This is a genomic window from Actinoplanes octamycinicus (assembly GCF_014205225.1).
Classification (GTDB): Bacteria; Actinomycetota; Actinomycetes; order Mycobacteriales; family Micromonosporaceae; genus Actinoplanes; species Actinoplanes octamycinicus.
This window is the reverse complement of the sequence record NZ_JACHNB010000001.1, coordinates 3,096,950-3,116,271: the sequence shown is the minus strand read 5'-3', so window position 1 is coordinate 3,116,271 and position 19,322 is coordinate 3,096,950. Positions and strand designations below refer to the sequence as shown.

The window sequence follows — 19,322 nt, the reverse complement described above, 5'->3', positions numbered from 1 at the left end:
GCGAAGGCTCCGACTGGTGCTCATGGGTGTCTCGGGCGGCCGGAGACACCCATGAGACCCAGCCGGAAGCGGGACCGATCAGCGGGTCCGGTCCAGCACCGCGTGCTGGGCGGCCGCGTACTGCTCGCGGATCAGCGGGACCGGGTCGTCCTCGTAGACCTCGGGGGTCTCCGCGGACCAGGCCGGTGGGGTGTCGCCGCCGGCCAGCACCCAGGCGGCCTGCCGGGCCGCGCCGTCGGCGACGTACTCGCCGGGCGGCGGGACCAGCACCGGCTTGCCGAACAAGGCGGGGGCGATCCGGCGCACCGCCTCGCTCCGCGCGCCGCCGCCGACCAGCACGATCCGGTTGGCCCGGGCGCCCTGCCCGACCAGCGCGTCCAGGCCGTCGGCCAGGGCGCAGAGCATCCCCTCGACCGCGGCCCGGGCCAGATGCGCCGGATCGGACGTCGTCAGGGTGAGCCCGTGGATCGCGCCGGTGGCGTCCGGCCGGTTCGGGGTCCGCTCACCCTCCAGATAGGGCACCAGGACCAGGCCGTCGGCCCCGGCCGGCGCGCTGAGCGCGAGCCGGGACAGCTCGTCGTGCGAGACGCCGAGCAGCTTGGCGGCCGCGTCCAGGACCCGGGCGGCGTTCAGGGTGACCACGATCGGCAGGAACCGCCCGGTGGTGTCGGCGAAGCCGGCCACCGTGCCGCTCGGGTCGACCGGCGCGGCGTCGGACGACACGAAGACCGTGCCGGACGTGCCGATCGAGACGATCACGTCGCCGGGCAGCGCGCCGGCGCCGAGCGCGGCCGCCGCGTTGTCCCCGGCCCCGGGACCGATCGGCGCGCCGTTCGGCAGGTGCCCGGCGATCCCGGTCGGGCCCAGCACCTCCGGCACGATCAGGTCCCGGCCGAACCCGAGCTCCAGCAGGTCGTGCCGGTACTCGCCGGTCTTGGCCGACCAGTAGAGGGTGCCGCTGGCGTCGCTGCGGTCGGTCCGCAGGTCGGCGAGGCTGGTGGACCCGGAGAGCTTCCAGGTCAGCCAGTCGTGCGGCAGGCAGACCGCCGCCACCCGGGCGGCGTTCGCCGGCTCGGTGCGGGCCAGCCAGCGCAGCTTGGTCAGGGTGAAGCTGGCGACCGGCACGATGCCGACCGCGTCCGCCCACTTGTCCGCCCCGCCGAGCTCGTCGATCAGGTCGGCGGCCGCGCCGGCGCTGCGGGTGTCGTTCCACAGCAGCGCCGGGCGGACCACGTCACCGTTCTCGTCCAGCACGACCATGCCGTGCTGCTGGCCGGCCACCGAGACGGCGGCCACGTCGTCCAGGCCACCGGCCTCGGCGATCGCCTCCCGCAGGGCCGCCCACCAGGCGTCCGGGTGCACCTCGGTGCCGTCCGGATGGGTGGCCCGGCCCTGCCGGACCAGTTTCCCGGTCTCGGCGTCCCGGATGACGACCTTGCAGGACTGGGTCGAACTGTCGATCCCGGCGACGAGCGCCATGATTACCGGGCCCCGAGCAGGTGCTCGATGGCGAGCTGGTTCAGCTTGACGAAGCCGTAGCCCTGGGCGCCGGCGGCGTCCGCGTCGAAGTCCTCGAAGGCGCTGCGGTCGGCCAGCAGGTCGGCGTAGCTCTCGCCGGCGTTCAGGGTCGGCGTGGACAGCTCGGCGACCTTGGACGCGGCCAGCGCGGCCTGCACCTCGGGGTCGGCCCGGAACGCCTTGGCCCGCTCCTTGAGCAGCAGGTACATCTTGATGTTGGCCTTGGCCGACTCCCAGACGCCGTCCAGGTCCTCGGTGCGCGACGGCTTGTAGTCGAAGTGCCGCGGGCCGTCGTAGGCCCGGCCGCCGTCCGGCCCGTTCTCCAGCAGGTCCACCAGGGAGAACGCGTTGAGCAGGTCGCCGTGGCCGAAGACCAGGTCCTGGTCGTACTTCGGGCCGTGCTGGCCGTTCAGGTCGATGTGGAACAGCTTCTTGTGCCACAGGGCCTGGGCGATGCCCTGGGTGAAGTTGAGGTTCGACATCTGCTCGTGGCCGACCTCCGGGTTGATCCCGAACAGCTCCGGGCGCTCCAGCTCCTGGGTGAACGCGATGGCGTGACCGGCGGTCGGGAGCAGGATGTCGCCGCGGGGCTCGTTCGGCTTCGGCTCGATGGCGAAGCGGAAGCCGTAGCCGCGGTCCTCCGAGTACTGCGCGAGCAGGTTCAGCGCCTCGCGGTAGCGGTCCAGCGCGGCCTGCACGTCCTTGGCCGAGTCGTACTCCGCGCCCTCCCGGCCGCCCCACAGCACCAGGGTCTTGGCGCCCAGCTCGGCGCCGAGGTCCATCTGGCGCAGCACCTTGCGCAGCGCGTAGCGCCGCACGTTGCGGTCGTTGCTGGTGAAGCCGCCGTCCTTGAACACCGGGTGGGTGAACAGATTGGTGGTCACCATCGGGACGATCAGGCCGGTCTCGTCCAGCGCCTTCTTGAACCCGGCGATGATGCCGTCGCGGGTCTGCGCGTCGGCGCCGAACGGGACCAGGTCGTCGTCGTGGAAGGTGACGCCGTACGCCCCGATCTCGGCGAGCTTGTGCACGGTCTCGACCGGGTCGATGGCCGGGCGAGTGGCGTCACCGAACGGGTCGCGCGCCTGCCAGCCGACGGTCCAGAGACCGAACGAGAACTTGTCATCACGTGTGGCCTGCACCGACACGGTTACCTCCGGGAAACGTGATCGATTTGTTTATTGGTTGAATTATTTGGCGGAGGTATGGCATTGTCAAGGGCGTGACGGCCCGGATGAGCTCGAGTACCACCGCCCCCGTCCGGCAGTCGAGCGTGCGAGCCCATAATCTCGCGCTGGTCCTGAACACCGTGGCGAACAGCGCGGATCCGCCGTCCCGGGCGGCCGTCGCGGGCGCCACCGGGCTCACCCGGGCCACCGTCTCGGCGCTGGTCGACGACCTGATCGCGGGCGGGCTGCTGGTCGAGCGCGACCCGCCGCCACGGACCGGCGCCGGGCGACCGGCGGCCGGCCTGGCGCTCACCGCGGCCGGCCCGGCCGGGCTGGGCCTGGAGATCAACGTCGACTACCTGGCCGCCTGCGTGGTCGACCTGACCGGCGCGGTCCGGCAGCGCTTCATCGAGCACGCCGACCAGCGCCCGGCCCCGGCCGCCGACGCGCTCGCCGCGCTCGGCGTGCTGGCCGCCCGGGCCCGCCTCGCCGCCGAGGCGGACGGCCTGGTGGTGGCCGGCGCCGCGGTCGCCGTGCCCGGCCTGGTCTCGGCCGGCCTGGTCCGGGTCGCCCCCAACCTGGGCTGGCAGGACGTGGACGCCCCCGGCCTGCTGCGGGCCGTCCCGGAGCTGGCCGGCCTGCCGGTCACCGTGGACAACGAGGCCAATCTCGCCGCCCTCGGCGAGCTGCGGGTGGCCGGCGGCGAGCAGACCTTCCTGTACGTGTCCGGCGAGATCGGCATCGGCGCCGGGCTGGTGATCGACGGCGAGCTGTACCGGGGCGCGCGCGGCTGGAGCGGCGAGATCGGGCACCTGACCGTCGACCCGGACGGCAAGCCCTGCCGGTGCGGGGCGAGCGGCTGCCTGGAGCAGTACGCCGGCCAGGAGGCGCTGGCCGCCGACGAGCCGGGAGCCGCGGCCGCGCTCGGCATCGCGCTGAGCACCGTGGTCAACCTGCTCGACGTGCCGGTGATCGTGCTGGGCGGGGCCTACGCGCCGTACTTCGAGCGGCTGCGCGACGGGATCGAGGCGGAGCTGCGGCGCCGGGTGCTGACCGCCGGGCTGGCGCCGGTCACGCTGCGGGCCGCCCGGCTCGGGGCGGACGCGGCGGTGCGCGGGGCGGCGGACGCGGTGATCCGCGGGGTGCGCGACGACCCGGCCGGCTGGCTGCGGCGGGCGGGCTGAGGTCGTACGCGAGAAGGGTGCGAAAAGCGCTGGGACGTGAGCGCGGCCGCCGCCCCGGGAGGGACGGCGGCCGCGTGGTCTTCCGGAGGTCTTACTCGACGCCGGTCCGCGAACCGATCGCCTGCAGGAAGATGTCCGTGATCTTGGTCGGGTCCGGGGCGAAGTAGAGGCCGCTGCCGCGCACCGACTTCTGGATCGCGCCGAGCTCGTCCTTGTTGACCTCGTTGCCGATGCCGATCAGCACCAGGCGCACGAAGTGCTTCGGGTCCTGGACCTTCTTCAGCTGCGCGAGCAACTGCTCCTGGGTGATGCCGTTGACGTTGTCGTTCTCGCCGTCGGTGAACAGGATGACCGAGTTGACCTTGCCTTCCTTCCAGTTCGCCTTGGCGTAGTTGTAGGCGTCGAGCACCGTGTTGTAGAGCCCGGTGTCACCCTTCTCCTTCGGCGTGAGCCTCGGGATGGTGTCCTGGACCGCTTTCCGGTTGCTGCGCAGCGACGTGATCTTGATGAGCTCCTCCCAGGGCCGGTGGTTCGGCCCCATGTCGGTGGAGAAGCGCCAGACGCCGACCGCCCACTCGTCGCTGAACAGGCTCAGACCCGTGGTGGCGGCCGCCTTGGTGACATCCGCCCGGGAGGCGTTGTTCGCGGTGGGCACCGGACGGTTCATCGAGCCGGAGACGTCGAACACCGCCAGCACCCGGCCGGCCTGGGTGGTCGCGTTCCACGAGCCGACCACCTTGCTGACCGCGGTGGCGTCCAGGCCGGCCGCGGCCGACCCGCCCTGCTCACCACTGCCCCCGGCGGGAGCGGTGATCGCCGGGGACGCCGCGGGGGCGCCGGCCGGGGCCAGGAAGCTGGAACCGTACGTGCCGTCCGGGGCGCGCAGGCCCTGCGCCGAGATCTCGTTCTTGAACGTGGTCGAGGTCAGCTGCTTGAGCAGACCCTGCGCGGCGCTGATCTTCTGCCCGTCGACCACCTGCGGCAACACCGAATACGGATAGTCCATCGGCACCGAGTTCGGCTCCAGGTAGAGCGCGCTCAGCGCGACCGGCGGCCGCTTCGCGTTGTACGAGATGACGTCTTCCTCGGAGAGCGGCGCGGCGCCGAGGCTCTCCAGCAGCGTGCCCTCGTCGGTCGCCTTCGGGAACGACTCGAGCAGCTCGTCGCGCAGCTCGGAACGGCTCTTGGCGAGGTAGGTCAGCGCGTCCACCAGTTTCGACACGCTGCCCTGACCGGCGCCGATCGCCGAGCCGATGGACATCAGCGCGGCCAGGCCGGAGGCGTCCCGGGCCGGGTTCACGATGCCGAACCGCGGACCGCCGTCGGACCCCTTGATCTGCCCCAGCAGGGAGGTCCAGGAGACCTTCTTGCCCTGCAGGCCGAGCTGCTTGGAGATCGGCTCGGGCATGGCGATGACCAGCGGGCTCTGCGCGACCGAGGTGACCTTGGACGGCGTGAAGCCGGAGGCCTCGTTCTGCAGGCGCAGCAGCCAGGTCGACGAGTCCGGGAGCCACACGTCGGGCACCTGGATGGCACCGGACGGCTGCCCCAGACCGGACAGGTTCACCCCATGCTGACCCGCGATCGCGCTGGCGACATCGGCCGAGGCGAGGGACTCCACGCTCACGGACACACAGGTGCCGTTGACGTTGCCCCCGTCCTGCGCCCACTTGTTCGCAGCATTGGTGACGGCGGGTGATATCTCAGGGGCTGCGGCGACGTTCAGCTTGATGGAACCGGTGCAACCGGAATCAGCCAGCTGGCTGTATCCGAACCAGGTTCCCGCGATAACGACGACGATCGCCATCGCTCCACCAACGACGCCGGCTCCTTTTAAGTTGAAGTTCCTACGATGGCGGCCAGACACGCGCTCCATAGTGCGCATGTCGAGAGCTGAATGCCATATACGTTCGGTCGAAAATTACTCAGATTGGCGTTCTCCGATCTAGTAACCACCGAGCGTGATGACGCCGTCTCGATCAGTATCCCGATCGGGCACCCGGGTGTCGGGTTTGACGGGAAAGATCACGGACCTCCCCAGGTGCCCGATGTGGCCTATGGCCTGATCATCGCCGGGGTCCACCGAAGCAGGCAGGTGGGGCTCGGCTCAGTGGCCGGTTCCCCTTCCGGAGCGGGAATTCCGGTCTCCGGATCGATCCGGAAAACCGTTACGTTGTGTGAACGCTGATTGGCTACGTAGAGGTGATCGCCAATCAAGATCATGTGCCGCGGCCAACTGCCGCCGGTCGATGTCTCGGCGATCAGGACCGCGCTCTCCCCGTCCCACGCGAAGGTCGACACGGTGTCCGGGCCGCGGTTCGCCAGATAGACGAACCGGCCGTCGCGCCCCGTGGTCACCTCGGACGGATGCACCGGACCGGTCACCGCGCTGGCCGCCGCCTCGCCGCGCGGCGCCAGGACCGGGCCGCCGGCCGGGCGGTACCAGCTGAGCGTGCCGGCCAGCTCGCCGGCCAGCAGCAGCGCGCCGTCCGCCGAGTGGGTCAGGTGCCGCGGGCCGGTGCCCGGCTTCGCCTCGACCGCCGGCTCCGGCGCGCCGAGCCGGCCGGAGACCGGGTCCAGCCGGGACCGCCACACCCGGTCCGAGCCCAGATCGGAGATGAGCACGTCCGGCCCGTTCCGGTCGGGCACCACCATGTGCGCGTGCGGGCCCTCCTGCCGCTCCCGGTCCGGGCCGGAGCCGGTCAGGGTGAGCAGGTCGCTGCGCTCCCCCGGGGCGCCCTCGTCGTCCAGCGGGAACACCGCGACCGAGCCGCCCGAGTAGTTGGCCACCACCAGGTGCCGGCCGTCCGCGGTGACCGCCAGGTGGCACGGGTCGGCGCCGCCGGTGGGCCGGACCGCGAGCGGGATCAGCGAGCAGTCCGGCGCGACGGTGAAGGCGGAGACCGTGCCCTCGTCGAGCTCGTTGACCGCGTAGAGGACCGGAAGGGTGGGGTGCCGGGCCAGGAAGGACGGGGACGGGGTGCGGGCGGCCAGGCCGAGCCGGGTCAGCTCGCCGGTCGCCGGATCCCGCCGCTGCAGCGTGATGCCGTCACCCTCCCCTCCCTTGTCCGCGGTGTAGCACCCGACGAAGACGTACTCAGCGTTCGCGCCCATGCCCCGATCCCATCACAGCGGAGCCCGGCGGCTCGGCAGGCCCGCCCTCTTGACCGGTACAGAAGACCGGCGGTACTGTACCGGTACAGAGACCACTCGACAGCTCCGAGACAGCAGGAGGAGTCATGCAACTGCCCGCCGCCTACGTCCACGGACTGCACGCCGTCACCCGCGAGCTGCACAGCGCCCGGCCGGACGCGCCGGTCGTACCGGCCAGGGCGCGCCGCGCGGCGCGGACCAGGTCGCTCCTGGCCCGCGCGCTCTACCGGGTGTCCGCCGCCGTCGCGCCGGCCGGCCGGCCGCCCGAGGCACTGTTCCGATGAGAGGGGGCGCGCCTCCGGCCACCGTCCGGCCGGAGGCGCGCCTTACGGTGTAGAGGTGCCCAGGGTGACGCTGCAGACCATCGCCGACCGCGTCGGGGTGAGCCGGATGACGGTCTCCAACGCGTTCTCCCGCCCCGACCAGCTCTCCCCCGAGCTGCGCCGGCGCATCCTGGACACGGCGCAGGACCTCGGTTACGCCGGACCCGACCCGACCGCCCGGGCGCTGGCCAAGGGCACCACCGGCACCATCGGCGTCCTGCTCACCGACTCGCTGCGCTACGCCTTCACCGACCTGGTGGCCGGCGGCTTCCTCGGCGCGATCGCCGAGGAGCTGGCCCCCACCGGACTGGCCATCACCCTGCTCAGCTCGGCGTCGGCCGGCGAGCTGATCCCGGCCCGGGACGTGGCGATGGACGGCGCGCTGGTCTACTCCTGCGACCCCACCTCGCCGGCGGTCGGCTGGCTGCAGCGCCGCCGGCTGCCGCTGGTCTTCGTCGACCAGGCGCCGGTCGACGGATACGCCTGTGTGAACGTCGCGGACCGCCGCGGGGCGCGGGAGGCAGCCCGGCTCCTGCTCGACCTGGGGCACACCCGGATCGCGTACGCCACCGTCGGCGCGCACGGGCCGTACGGGCTGATCGCCGACCACGACGTGCCGACCGAGGGGTACGCCTCGATCCAGCGCCGCCTCGGCTGGAACGACGAGCTCCGGCCGGCCGGGATCACCCCGACCGTGATCCGGCAGCCGTTCGAGCGGGTCGACCTGATCCGCGCCGACGCCCGGGAGCTGCTGTCCCGGCCGGACCGGCCGACCGCCGTGCTGTGCTTCTCCGACGTCACCGCCCTCGGGGTCCGGCAGGCGGCCGGCGATCTGGGGCTGCGCGTCCCGGAGGACCTGTCGCTGGTCGGCTTCGACGACAGCCCGCTCGCCACCCAGGTGCAGCCGGCCCTCACCACGATCCGCCAGGACGTGGAGGAGAAAGGGCGGAAAGCCGCAGCGCTGCTGAACGCGGCGCTGCGGCATTCCGGTGAGACACCACATCTGCTGTTGCCGGCAGATCTGGTGGTGCGGGGCAGTACCGGCCCCGCACCGTCCTGAGGTTCGCGGACCCCCGTAGACCCGCGATCCTCAGCTGTTCAGCAGGTCGTACGCCGCCTTCGGGGCGTCCACCTGGGCGGAGCCGGTCGGCGCCGCCGGCGTCTCGGCGGTGCCGTACTGGTCGTAGGTGACCCGGTAGGTGATCGCCTTGGCCTTGCCGGCCGCCGGCACCCGTACGGTCGCGGTGCTGATCCGGCCCTTGGCGTCCACGGTCGCCTCGAACGGGACCGCCTTCGCCTTCTCGCCGAGCGCGGTGAGCGTCTCGGCCTCGACGATCTCCGCCTCGGTCGCCTCGGTCAGGTCGACGGTGCCGGCGAAGTGGCCGGGCGACTTCTCGGTCAGCCCGGTGGACGCCTCGACCAGGGTGCTGACGAAACCGGGGTCGGTCTGGCCGGCGTAGATCAGGTCCTTCTCGGCGTCCGCGCCGAGCTTCTTGGTGTCCAGCTTCATCCACTTCTTCGGCAGCTTGGGCAGGCCCAGCTCGGCCGGGGCCGACCCGAACGAGATCTTCGCCCACGAGTCCGCGTCGACCACCAGGAACTTCATCGTCAAGGTGAACCCGGCGTCCGGGATCTTCTCGCTGAAGTCGGTGGTCATCGTCTTCTTCGCGCTGTCGACGACGCCGGAGGCCGACTGCTCGCCACCGGAGATCGCGTAGTGGAAGACGTCGGCCGCGGTGGTCGGCACCGCCTTCTTCAGGATCTCCGCGGGCGTGGGCGGCGCCGGCTTCTCCGCCTCGCCGGTCTGCCCGCAGCCGGCCAGGATCAGGAGTGCCGCCACCGCGGCAAGTCGCTTGGTCAGCACAGTCATCGTTCCGTCCCTCTACGTCTGCGTCATCGACGGCGTCGTGCATCGACGGATCAAAGGCTCCCCGGTGGGTCTGCCGTCGCGCTGCGGCTATGCTGCTGCCGGCTGCCGTTCCGCTGCCGTCTCGCTGAAAGCGCTGGTCATAGGGGGTAACCGGGGGTGGAGCCGGAAGCACGGTTCGAGATCCTCGGTGCGGTGCGCGCGTTCCGCGGGGCCGATCCGGTCGACCTCGGCCCGGCCAAGCAACGGGCCGTCCTCGCGGTGCTGCTGCTGAGTCCGGGCAAGGCCGTGCCGACCCAGCGGATCGTCGACGCGGTCTGGGGCGAGGAGCCACCGGAGAACGGCGCCAACGTCGTCCAGAAATACGTGGCCGGGCTGCGCCGGGCCCTCGGCCGGGAGCGGCTCACCCTGACCGCCGGCGGTTACCAGCTGGCGATCGGCGACGGCGCACTGGACGCCGAGGTGTTCCGCGCCGAGCTGGCCCGGGCCGGGACCGAGCAGCGGGCCGGGCGCGCCGACCGGGCCGCCGAGATCGTCCGGGCCGCGCTGGAGCTCTGGCACGGCGACGCGCTGGACGGGCTGACCGGGCCGGTCTTCGAGACCGCCCGCGCCCGGCTGGCCGACGACCGGGCCAGCGCCTGGGAGCTCTGGGCGGAGATCCGGCTGGCGCACGGCGACGACGCCGGGCTGATCGGCGAGCTGACCCGGCTGACCCACGAGTTCCCGCTGCGCGAGGGGCTGCGGGCGCAGCTGATGCTGGCGCTGCACCGGGCCGGGCGGCAGGCCGAGGCGCTCGCGGTGTTCCGGGACACCCGGGAGTACTTCCTGGACGAGCTCGGGGCCGAGCCGGGCGAGCGGATGCAGGAGGTGCACCGGCGGATCCTGCGCGGTGAGCTGGAGCCGCCACCGCCGGCCGATCCGGTGTCGCCGCCCTCCTACACGCCGCTCTCCCCGGCGCCGCCGCTCTCCCCCGCCCCGGCGTTCTCCCCGGCCCCGGCGTTCTCCCCGGCGTCGCTGCAGCCGCGGCGCGGCCACGCCCGCTGGCTGGAGATCGCGGCCGCCGGCGCGGCGCCGTTCCTCACCTGCGGGGTGGCGTCCTGGGTCTACTTCCTCTACGCGGCGATCCAGCGCGGCCGCTGGTACCACTACGCCGTCGCGGCGCTCTACTTCGTGGCGCTGCCGTGGATCGTGCTGTGGTTCGAGATCGACCCGTCGCCGATCGACTCGGAGGCCACCACCGCCGCCGAGGGCGTCGCCGTCTTCTCCTGGCTGGCGCTCTGGCTGGGCTCCACCGTGCACGGCGTGCTGCTGGCCGTGCACGGCGGCGACAACCGGGCCGCCCGGGCCCGGCGGGACCTGGCCCGGCGGTTCGCCGCGATCGACCCGGTGGCCGCGCTGCAAGCCGGCATCGGCCGCCCCGACCTGCTGCGGTACCTCGACGACGGCGGGCTGATCGACCTGAACCACGCGCCGCCGCAGGAGCTGACCCGGGTGCCCGGGATCGGCGCGGCCGAGGCGCACCGGATCGCGCTGGACCGGCACCACCACGGGCCGTACCGGCAGCCGGCCGACCTGGTGCAGCGCGGCGTGCTGACCCCCCGTCAGCTGCGCCGCGCCGAGTCCTGGCTGATCTGCCTGGGGCTCTAGGCGCCAGGTCAGCGGGTGCCGGCGGCGGCGAACTGGCGGCGGGCCACATACTCCACCAGCTCGATCAGCACGCTGCGGGCGGCCACCTGGTCGCGGGCGTCGAAGAGCACCACCGGCACCCCCGGGTCCAGGTCCAGGGCGCGGGCCACCGCCTCCGGCCCGAACCGCTGCTGGGTGTCGAAGTCGTTCACCGCGACCACGAACGGCGTGCCGCGCTGCTCGAAGTAGTCGATCGACGGGAAGCAGTCGGCCAGCCGGCGGGTGTCGGCCAGCACCACGGCGCCGAGCGCGCCCTGCGACAGCTCGTCCCAGAGGAACCAGAACCGGTCCTGGCCGGGCGTGCCGAACAGGTAGAGCTGGAGGTCCTCGGTGATGGTGATCCGGCCGAAGTCCATGGTCACCGTGGTGGTGGTCTTGCCCTCCACCCCGGACACGTCGTCGGCGCCCTCGGCCCCGGTGAGGATCTCCTCGGTCTGCAGCGGACGGATCTCGCTGACCGACCCGACCATGGTGGTCTTGCCCACGCCGAAACCGCCCGCGATCAGGATCTTGAGGGCGACCGGGATGCGCGAACCGCTGGCGCGGTCAGAGCGCACGGAGTCCATTGACAACCGCCTTGAGAACGTCGACGTCGTGCGGCTGGGTGGCCGCCGGAGGTTCGTACAGCGAGATGAGACCCGCCGAGCGTAGATCACCGAGCAGGACCCGGACCACGCCGATCGACAGGTCCAGCTGGGAGGCCAGCTCGACCACCGAGATCGGCTCCCAGGCGGCGGCCACGATGGCGTGGTGCTCGGGCTGCAACGCGATGCCGGGCACCAGGTCCGGGACGGTGGCGACGACGAACGCGACCAGGTCGAAGTCGCCACCGGAGGGTGCGACGCGGCCCTGGGTCATCGCGTACGGCCGGACCACCGGACCGGCGTCGTGATCCATCCAGTCGTGTGCCAGGTCGGCAGGTTCAGAGGGCATCGGGCGCCAACGTGCGCTCCGGGGCGCTCATCGTCTGGCCGACCCGGGTGACCAGCATCGCCATCTCGTAGGCGATCAGGCCGAGGTCGGCGTCCGCCGAGGCCAGCACGGCCAGACAGGCGCCCTGCCCGGCGGCGGTGACGAAGAGGAAGGCCTCCTCCATCTCGACCACCGTCTGGCGCACCTGCCCGGCCCCGAAATGCCGGCTCGCGCCCTTGGCCAGGCTCTGGAATCCGGCCGCCATCGCCGAGAGGTGCTCCGCGTCCTCCCGGGTCATCGCGGCCGAGGCGCCCAGCATCAGGCCGTCCGCGGAGAGCACCACGGCCTGCTGTGCGGTCGGCACCCGCTCGACGAGGTCGTCGAGGAGCCAGGTGAGATTCGCGCTCTGCTTCGTCGTCTGTGCCACTATGCGTCCTTCTCCGGCCTGTTGCTTTCATTACCGCCGGGGCTCGCGGCGCGGTCGCCGGCCGCGTCGCCGCCGGCCCCGGTCACTGCAGCCTCTTTGGAGGCTTGGATACGGCCCCGGGTGGTGCCCAGCTGCAAGGCGCTCATCAGCGTACGGACCTGCTCCGGGGAACGCTGCGGCGCGGTGGACTCCGGCTCCACCACCGGATGGCGCAGCTGCGGGGCCAGGCTGGCCTGCCGGACCCGCTTGGGCAGACCGTCCGGCTCGAGCTGCACGGTCGGCTCGTCGCCGATCGGCACCGATGGGATCGCCGGTGGTGGGGACGCCGGTGGCGGGACCGCCGGCGGCATCGAGGCCAGCGGCGCCGAATTGCGCGGCACCGCCCGCGACCCGCCGAGCGCGCCGGCCACGTCGTCGAGCTGACCGGCGGTCGCCGCCGGTGGCAGCTCGGCCGGTGGGACCTGCGGGGTGCGCCGGACCCGCTTGCGCTGCACCAGGCCGTCCGGGCTGAGCTCGGACGCGATCGCGCTGGGCGTCGGGCCGCCGGGCTCGCCGGCGCTTCCGTTCAGCGCCGGCAGGTTCTCGTTGCTGGTCCGCTGCCGGGGGACGGCCGGCACCTGCTGCAGCTCGCCCTCACCGGACCACTGCAGGGCGGCCAGCGACGGCTTGGCCGGCTCGTCCTGACCGGAGCCGACCAGCGGCTTGAGGTTGGCGCGGCTGCCCGTGCCGGCCGGACTGGGCGCCTCGGTGACCAGGTCACCGGGGAGCAGCACCACGGCGGTGACCCCGCCGTACGGCGAGGCCTGCAGCGACACCCGGATGTGGTGCCGAGTGGCCAGCTGGGCCACCACGAACAGGCCGAGCCGGGCGCTGTCCGCCGGGTCGAACTCGGGGGGCTCGGCCAGCCGCCGGTTCGCCTGCTCCAGCGCCTCCGGGGTCATCCCCAGCCCGCGGTCCTCGACCTCGATCGCGTAGCCGCTCGGCAGCACCTGCCCGGAGACCTGCACCCGGGTGTGCGGCGGGGAGAACGAGGCGGCGTTCTCGATCAGCTCGGCGAGCAGGTGGATGACGTCACCGACCGCGCGGCCGTAGAGCGCCGAGGCGGCCACCGCGCGGATGTCCACCCGCTTGTAGTCCTCCACCTCGCTGATCGCGCCGCGGACCACGTCGATCACCGGAACCGGGTTGCGCCAGCCCCGGCCGGGCGCCGCGCCGGCCAGGATGACCAGGTCCTCGGCGTGCCGCCGCATCCGGGTGGCCAGGTGGTCGACCCGGTAGAGGTCCTCCAGCTCCTGCGGCTCGGTCTCCCGGCGCTCCATCTTGTCCAGCAGCGAGAGCTGCCGGTGCAGCAGCGTCTGGCTGCGCCGGGCGATGTTGAGGAAGACCTCGTTGATGCCGCGCCGGACGTTGGCCTCGTCGACCGCGGACTGCACGGCGGTGCGCTGCACGTCGTTGAAGGCCTGGCCGAGCTGGCCGATCTCGTCCATGCCGTAGTCCAGCGGGGGCGTCTCGACGTCCACGTCGACCGCCTCGCCGCGCTGCAGCCGGCCGACCACGGTGGGCAGCCGCTCGGAGGCCATCTCCAGGGCCTCCCGGCGCAGCTTGATCAGCCGGCCGACGATCGACCGGCCGACCCGCACCGACACCCAGATCGCCAGCAGGAAGGCGACCAGGCCGAGCAGCGCGGCCAGGCCCAGCCAGAGGAAGACCCGGACCGCCAGCGGGGTGGCGTCGGCGACCACCTCGTCGACCGTACGCAGCTCGAACGCGCGCAGCTCGGCGGAGACCTGGTCGAAGACCGGCTGCCACTCGGTGCCCTTCACCGGCGGCGCCTGACCGGTGTAGTTCTTGGTGATCAGCTCGCTCTGCAGCACGTCCAGCGTGACGAAGGTGGAACCCCGGGTGATCAGCTGGGCGTAGTCGCCGCGGGCCTTCTCCGGCATGTCCGCCACACCCGCCCTGAGCAGGTACCGCGAGGTGGCCACGTCCTCGATCAGCTTGCCCCGGGTCGGCGCGTCCACCTTGCCGGACGCGTTCGCGCCGGCCAGCGTGGCGTCCACCCGGGACAGGAACTCCAGGCCGCGGTACCCGGTGATCAGGCCACGCACCTCGCGGTCGACCTTCTCGTGGAAGAAGACCGCGGCGGTGGTGGAGACGTCGAACCCGGCGTCCACCACGTCGTTGTACGTGTTCACCATCTCGAGCAGCCGGATCTCGCGCGCGTCGATCCGGGCCCGGATGCCGGGCAGCGCGTCGATGTCGTGGAACAGCGTCGCGACCCGGTCCCGCAGGTCGTCGGACATGTCCAGCCCGTCGGTCGCGGCCCGGAAGTCGGCGATCGCCGCGTCGGTGGCCGCCCGCTGGGTCTTCAGCTCGGTGCCCGGCGTCCGCGGGGCGGCCAGGTAGACGGCGGAGAAGTGCCGCTCCCGCTGCAGCTGCGCGATCAGTTGCAGACCGGGGTCGCCCATCCGCAGCACCACGTCGCGGGAGGCGAGCAGATCCAGCGCCGGCCCGGCGGTCGCGGCCGTCGCGAAGACCCAGAGCGCGAGGAGTGCCGCCAGCGGCACCGCGACCATCGCGATGATCTTCGATCTGATCGACCAGTTGCGGCTTCTCATCAAGCTCCGCCCGAGGGGTCCGGCAGGAAACGGCGGCGCACCGGCGGCCCGGGAACCGGCCGATCAGAAGTGGACGGCCGGTCCGGGCGAGATGCGCCCCGGAAGAATACGTAAAGACGTCCGTCACAGCTAGCTCTCGAGCCATCGGAAACTTCCCTTCCATTCCCTTTGTCCCCCGGCCGTCGTTGCGGATCTCCACTTCAGCGGGCTCAACGCGATTGATGAACAGGTGTGAGTGGGCATATCGGCTACGGAAGAAGGAGGAACCTGATGTCCGCCACCGCCACCATCGTCCTGATCGTCGTCATCGTGCTGGTGCTGGCCGCGATCGCGTTCGCGGTCCGGGCCGGCCGGCGCCGCAAGCTGCAGCAGACCTTCGGCCCGGAGTACGACCGGGTGGTCGCCGACACCGGCAACCGCACCGAGGCGGAGCGCGAGCTGCTGGAGCGCACCAAGCGGCACGCGCAGCTGGAGCTCACCCCGCTCTCCGCGGAGTCCCGGGCGAAATACGCCGCCGCCTGGGAAGAGGTCCAGATCCGCTTCGTGGACAGTCCGAAAGAGGCGGTGGCGACCGCCGACGAGCTGGTCACCAGCCTGATCACCGAGCGCGGTTACCCGACCGCCGACTACGACGAGCGGCTCGCCAACCTCTCCGTCGAGCACGCCGCCACGCTGGAGCACTACCGGGCGGCCCACGAGATCAGCCAGCGCAGTAAGAATGACGAGGCCGGCACCGAGGACCTGCGCCAGGCGCTGGTCCACTACCGGGCCCTCTTCGCCGACCTGCTCGGTGAGGACCCGGTGCCGGGCAGCACCACCGACGTGCCCGCGCCGCGGACCACCGCGGACCGCTCGGTGAGCGACCCGGCCACCGACGGGAAGACCGGCCGATCCGCCCCCGAGACCGACGCCACCAGCCGCTGAGGAGCTCCCACGATGCGCTTCTTCTCCAACGAGGCCCAGGACAACACCACCGACCAGGGCGACCGGACCGAGGCCGTGCCGCCGCAGCGCGCCGGGTCGCCCTGGCACGACACCCCGGCCGGCGACCGGCCGGACGACGACCGCCCGGCCGAGCACCGGCCCGACCACGACAGCGACCGGTCCGACGACCCGGACGCCCACCGCGACCCGGACGAGCACGACACGGCCGCCCACCACCACCGGGACGACCACGACAGCACCGCCGACCGCGACCTGAGCGACGACGACACCACGAGGATCAACGACGTGCGCCGGGACGACGAGATCGACGCCACCCAGCCGATCAACGACCTGCGGTCGACTGAGGACGGTCCGACCGCCGCAGAGCGGCACGAGGACGCGGTGACCGCCGCGGACAACCACGATGACGTGGTGGCCGCCGCCGAGGAGCGCGACGACCGGGCCACTGTGGACGACGGGATCGAGGACCGGGGCACCTTCGACGACCCGACGGTCGTCGAGAAGCAGGAGCCGGAGCCGGTCGTCGCCGTCGCCGCGGTCCCGGCCGCGGACACGGCCGCGTCCGGCACGTCCGGCCCGGCCCCGTTCTTCCCGGAGGCGGAGACCCAGCCGCTGCGCGACCGCTGGCGCGACATCCAGCTCCGCTTCGTCGACGACCCGAAGGCGACCACCGGCGAGGCCGCCGCGCTGGTCGACGAGACCATCGAGAAGCTGACCGCGTCGCTGCGCCAGCACCGGGGCTCGCTCGCCTCGGGCGCCGACGACACCGAGGCGCTACGGGTGGAGCTGCGGGCGTACCGGGACATCCTGGATCGCCTGCTCGGCCTGTGAGAACACTTTCCAGTACGAAGGGGAGCCCGTCCAGGCTCCCCTTCTCGCTATGACGTCTCGTCCGGACCGGGGTCGGTGGGCTCCTCCTCGGACGGTGTGCCGGTGGGCTCCGGCTCGGTCTCCTCGGGCTCGGCGGCCGGCGAGGTGGCCGACTCGGTCGGCGGGCTGCTGGGCGGCGTCGGCGCGGAGGTGACCACAGCGGACGGTGCGGTGGACCGGCTGGTCGACGGCGACGGCGAGGCCGACGGGCTCGGTGGGCGCGGCGCCGCGCGCTTGGCCGGCGGCTCGGCGGCCGGTGGCCGGGTCCAGTCGATGATCGGCTCGGCGGTCTCCGTCTCCCCGGCGCCGGATCCACCGGAGTCGGTCTCGACGGCGGCCGGCAGCTGCTGGCGAACCGTGGCCGGCGGCGTGCCGCCCGCCGGGGTCTTGACCGCGGCGAGCTGCACGCCCAGCCACAGTGCCGGGCCCAGCCCGACCGCGACGATGGCCCCGAACAGCGCCATCGGCCCCCGCTCCATAGCGCCTCCCCCTGTCCCGGCGATCGTCCCGCTCAGCCCCCGCCCTGTGCTACCCATTTCAGGCGTCGGGAAAGCCACCAATCGCTCCGGTCATTGTGACCCGAAGTGACGCTGAAGTGACTCATTCGTCACGGAGGAGACTGTGGTCGTGTCTGGCGCGTGCCGGTGAGGAAGGTGACCGCCTCGTCCCACGCCGCCCAGCCGCCGGGCAGCTCGTCGGTGTCCAGCGACGACCGCAGGGTCAGGCTGCCGCCGTCGTGCAGGCCGAGCACCCAGCCGCGCCGCCGGCCGGGCAGGCTGGTCACCGCGGCCACGTCGGCGAACGGCACGAACCGCCGGCCGTCGCCGGGCGGGTCCATGGTGGCCACCGCGGTCGTCCCCGCCGCCTCGCCGGAGACCGGGACGCCACCGGAGGCGATCTGGTGCAGCCGCCGCTTGGCCTCCCCGCCCCGGCCCCGGGACAGGCCGGGGACCAGCAGGAAGCCGAGATCGGTGACGAGCAGGTCGGTCCGCTCGCCGTCCGCGGACAGGTTGATCAGGCCGCCCAAAACCTGGGCCCGGGCGGCCGGCCGGTCGCCGCCGGACGCGGCCAGGTCCACCCCGATCCGGTCCAGATAGGCCCGGACCGCCTCGGCCTGCTCCGGGTCGGCGGCGGCCGCGGCCACGTCGGTGAGGTTGAGGTGGGCGCCGTCCGCGGCGACCAGCTCGGCGGTGCCGGTCCAGCTGTGCCGCCAGCGGGCCACCCCGCTGCGCAGCGCGGCCAGAGCGAGCATCAGCGAGAGCAGGTCGACGATCCGGTCGGCGGTCTCCTCCGCGGCGAGGCCGGGGAAGATGGTCGCGGCCGCGGTGGCGAGCCGGCCGTCGGCGGCCAGCTGCAGCACCCCGGCGGCGTCCGGCACCGGGACGCCGACCGCCCGGGCCACGGTGGCCAGGGCCGCCTCGGCCTCCCGTTCCATCTCCGCGGTGCGGGCCTGGCTGAGGAAGTCGTCCCAGCTCACCCGCTCCCGGCCCTGCGGCGGGAAGGCGACGGCCTGCAGCGCGCGGCCGAGGCCGGGCAGATCGGGGATCAGGTCACCGGCCGGCTCCTCGGCCGGATCCTTGGCCGCTTCCCCGGCTGGTCCCGCGGCCGGATCCGCAGCCGGTTCTTCGCTTTCCGCGGTCTGCGGGGATTCGGGCGTCAGCTCGGCCAGCCGCTCGGCCAGCGGCGGATGGGTGTCCCACGCGCCGGCCGGCTCCGGCCCGCGCGCCCGGAGGATCGCCACGTCCTCGGCCCGGGCCGCGAGCACCCGCAGGAAACCGCCGAACACGTCCTCCGGCACCTGCCCGGCCTGCCAGCCGGGACCGACGTACTCGGCGTGGAACAACCGCTGCATGCCGGCCAGCACCGGCAGGTCACGCAGCGCGCCGGTGGTCGCCGCGACCCCGGCGTGCCCGGCCGCGACCCGGTCGGCGGCCAGCTCCTGCGCCCGGCTGAACGGCGCGTCCCACCGCCGGTAGGCCCGGGCATAGGCCCGGAGGACGGCTGCGGCCGGGTTGCGGCCGCGCTCCCAGCGCGGCGCCAGCCGGCCCACCGCGACCCGTCCCCGGTACGCCGCCGGCGCCCACCGGCCCAGCGCCGCCGACCCGTGGGCCAGCTCGTGCGCCACCGCCGCGCGCAGCCGCCCGCGGTCCCACGCCTGCAGCAGCGGCAGCCCGAGGTAGAGGTCGCGCCGCCCGCCGCCGAGCCCGAGCGCCCGGGTCCGCTCGCCGACCACCACGGTGGCGTCGGCGACCACGGTCAGCCCGGCCGGCGGGGTCACCCCGGCCGCGGCCGCCGCCGCGTCCACCAGCGCCCACAGCTCCGGCGCGTCGGCCCGGGGCACCGCCACCCCGGCCGGCACCCGGGAACGCAGGCGCAGCGCCCGCCAGGTGGCGTAGCCGAGCGCGCCGAAGGTGGCGATGCTCAGCGGCACCCCGGCCCGCAGGGCGAAGTCGGTGGGCAGCAGTTTCAGCACCGTCCACAGCACACCGAGCACCACGGCCAGCTGCACTCCGGCGACCACCAGGAAGCCGGCCAGCCCGGCGGCCGACCTCGCCGCCGCTCGCGCGTCGTTGCTCAAGCCGCTCTCCTCCCACCGAGAAACGCCCAGCTTAGGGTCCGGCCAGGGATACGGGCGGGGAGGCCTGTGCCG

The 19,322-nt window shown here is 73.2% G+C and carries 17 protein-coding genes; 6 read left to right on the top strand and 11 right to left on the bottom strand.

Going from position 1 to position 19,322, the window contains the following annotated elements; translation table 11 throughout:
• Nucleotides 1–78: 78 nt before the first annotated feature.
• Nucleotides 79–1,479, bottom strand: coding sequence for a xylulokinase (gene xylB / locus BJY16_RS13965; RefSeq protein ID WP_185039879.1), 1,401 nt, complete (start codon nucleotides 1,477–1,479; stop codon nucleotides 79–81).
• 2 nt (nucleotides 1,480–1,481) lie between these two features.
• The gene (gene xylA, locus BJY16_RS13960; RefSeq protein WP_185039878.1) at nucleotides 1,482–2,666 is read right to left on the bottom strand and encodes a xylose isomerase; all 1,185 of its coding nucleotides are present in this window, start codon (nucleotides 2,664–2,666) and stop codon (nucleotides 1,482–1,484) included.
• A gap of 86 nt (nucleotides 2,667–2,752) precedes the next feature.
• Between xylA and BJY16_RS13955 the strand changes: the two genes are divergently transcribed.
• Complete coding sequence (locus BJY16_RS13955; protein ID WP_185039877.1) at nucleotides 2,753–3,871, top strand: ROK family protein; 1,119 nt, start codon at nucleotides 2,753–2,755, stop codon at nucleotides 3,869–3,871.
• Nucleotides 3,872–3,962: 91 nt separating this feature from the next.
• Here the strand turns inward: BJY16_RS13955 and BJY16_RS13950 are convergent, their stop codons facing one another.
• Together BJY16_RS13950 and BJY16_RS13945 are read right to left on the bottom strand one after the other, a co-directional pair.
• On the bottom strand, nucleotides 3,963–5,678 hold the full coding sequence (locus BJY16_RS13950; RefSeq protein WP_185039876.1) for a substrate-binding and VWA domain-containing protein: 1,716 nt from the start codon (nucleotides 5,676–5,678) through the stop codon (nucleotides 3,963–3,965).
• Between the two features lie 248 nt (nucleotides 5,679–5,926).
• Nucleotides 5,927–6,985: a lactonase family protein gene (locus tag BJY16_RS13945; RefSeq protein WP_185039875.1), complete on the bottom strand. Its 1,059-nt coding sequence runs from the start codon at nucleotides 6,983–6,985 to the stop codon at nucleotides 5,927–5,929.
• Between the two features lie 125 nt (nucleotides 6,986–7,110).
• Between BJY16_RS13945 and BJY16_RS13940 the strand changes: the two genes are divergently transcribed.
• Both BJY16_RS13940 and BJY16_RS13935 read left to right on the top strand, forming a co-directional pair.
• Complete coding sequence (locus tag BJY16_RS13940) at nucleotides 7,111–7,308, top strand: hypothetical protein (protein WP_185039874.1); 198 nt, start codon at nucleotides 7,111–7,113, stop codon at nucleotides 7,306–7,308.
• Nucleotides 7,309–7,372: 64 nt separating this feature from the next.
• Nucleotides 7,373–8,407: a LacI family DNA-binding transcriptional regulator gene (locus BJY16_RS13935; protein ID WP_239177345.1), complete on the top strand. Its 1,035-nt coding sequence runs from the start codon at nucleotides 7,373–7,375 to the stop codon at nucleotides 8,405–8,407.
• Nucleotides 8,408–8,437: 30 nt separating this feature from the next.
• Here the strand turns inward: BJY16_RS13935 and BJY16_RS13930 are convergent, their stop codons facing one another.
• On the bottom strand, nucleotides 8,438–9,217 hold the full coding sequence (locus BJY16_RS13930) for a hypothetical protein (protein ID WP_185039872.1): 780 nt from the start codon (nucleotides 9,215–9,217) through the stop codon (nucleotides 8,438–8,440).
• A 156-nt stretch (nucleotides 9,218–9,373) separates the two neighbouring features.
• Here BJY16_RS13930 and BJY16_RS48400 point away from each other — a divergent pair, with 156 nt between their 5' ends.
• Nucleotides 9,374–10,861 carry an AfsR/SARP family transcriptional regulator gene (locus tag BJY16_RS48400; protein WP_185039871.1) on the top strand — a complete coding sequence of 496 codons (1,488 nt, stop codon included), beginning with the start codon at nucleotides 9,374–9,376 and terminating at the stop codon, nucleotides 10,859–10,861.
• An 8-nt stretch (nucleotides 10,862–10,869) separates the two neighbouring features.
• On the opposite strand, the gene BJY16_RS13920 is transcribed toward BJY16_RS48400, so the two are convergent.
• Genes BJY16_RS13920 through BJY16_RS13905 form a run of 4 tightly spaced genes read right to left on the bottom strand, consistent with a single transcriptional unit; the run spans nucleotide 10,870 to nucleotide 14,857 of the window.
• Nucleotides 10,870–11,466 carry a GTP-binding protein gene (locus BJY16_RS13920; RefSeq protein ID WP_185039870.1) on the bottom strand — a complete coding sequence of 199 codons (597 nt, stop codon included), beginning with the start codon at nucleotides 11,464–11,466 and terminating at the stop codon, nucleotides 10,870–10,872.
• Entirely contained in the window at nucleotides 11,447–11,833 is a 387-nt protein-coding gene (locus BJY16_RS13915) for a DUF742 domain-containing protein (protein WP_185039869.1), read from the bottom strand. The genes BJY16_RS13920 and BJY16_RS13915 overlap by 20 nt, the downstream gene beginning before the upstream one ends.
• Nucleotides 11,823–12,239, bottom strand: coding sequence for a roadblock/LC7 domain-containing protein (locus BJY16_RS13910; protein ID WP_185039868.1), 417 nt, complete (start codon nucleotides 12,237–12,239; stop codon nucleotides 11,823–11,825). Before BJY16_RS13910 ends, BJY16_RS13915 begins: the two co-directional genes overlap by 11 nt.
• On the bottom strand, nucleotides 12,239–14,857 hold the full coding sequence (locus BJY16_RS13905) for a nitrate- and nitrite sensing domain-containing protein (RefSeq protein ID WP_185039867.1): 2,619 nt from the start codon (nucleotides 14,855–14,857) through the stop codon (nucleotides 12,239–12,241). The genes BJY16_RS13910 and BJY16_RS13905 overlap by 1 nt, the downstream gene beginning before the upstream one ends.
• 270 nt (nucleotides 14,858–15,127) lie before the next feature.
• Between BJY16_RS13905 and BJY16_RS13900 the strand changes: the two genes are divergently transcribed.
• Entirely contained in the window at nucleotides 15,128–15,781 is a 654-nt protein-coding gene (locus BJY16_RS13900) for a hypothetical protein (protein ID WP_185039866.1), read from the top strand.
• A gap of 12 nt (nucleotides 15,782–15,793) precedes the next feature.
• Nucleotides 15,794–16,633 carry a hypothetical protein gene (locus BJY16_RS13895; RefSeq protein WP_185039865.1) on the top strand — a complete coding sequence of 280 codons (840 nt, stop codon included), beginning with the start codon at nucleotides 15,794–15,796 and terminating at the stop codon, nucleotides 16,631–16,633.
• A 47-nt stretch (nucleotides 16,634–16,680) separates the two neighbouring features.
• Here BJY16_RS13895 and BJY16_RS13890 read toward each other — a convergent pair whose 3' ends face one another.
• On the bottom strand, nucleotides 16,681–17,151 hold the full coding sequence (locus tag BJY16_RS13890; protein WP_185039864.1) for a hypothetical protein: 471 nt from the start codon (nucleotides 17,149–17,151) through the stop codon (nucleotides 16,681–16,683).
• 128 nt (nucleotides 17,152–17,279) lie between these two features.
• Nucleotides 17,280–19,250, bottom strand: coding sequence for a M48 family metalloprotease (locus tag BJY16_RS13885; protein WP_185039863.1), 1,971 nt, complete (start codon nucleotides 19,248–19,250; stop codon nucleotides 17,280–17,282).
• Nucleotides 19,251–19,322: the final 72 nt, after the last annotated feature.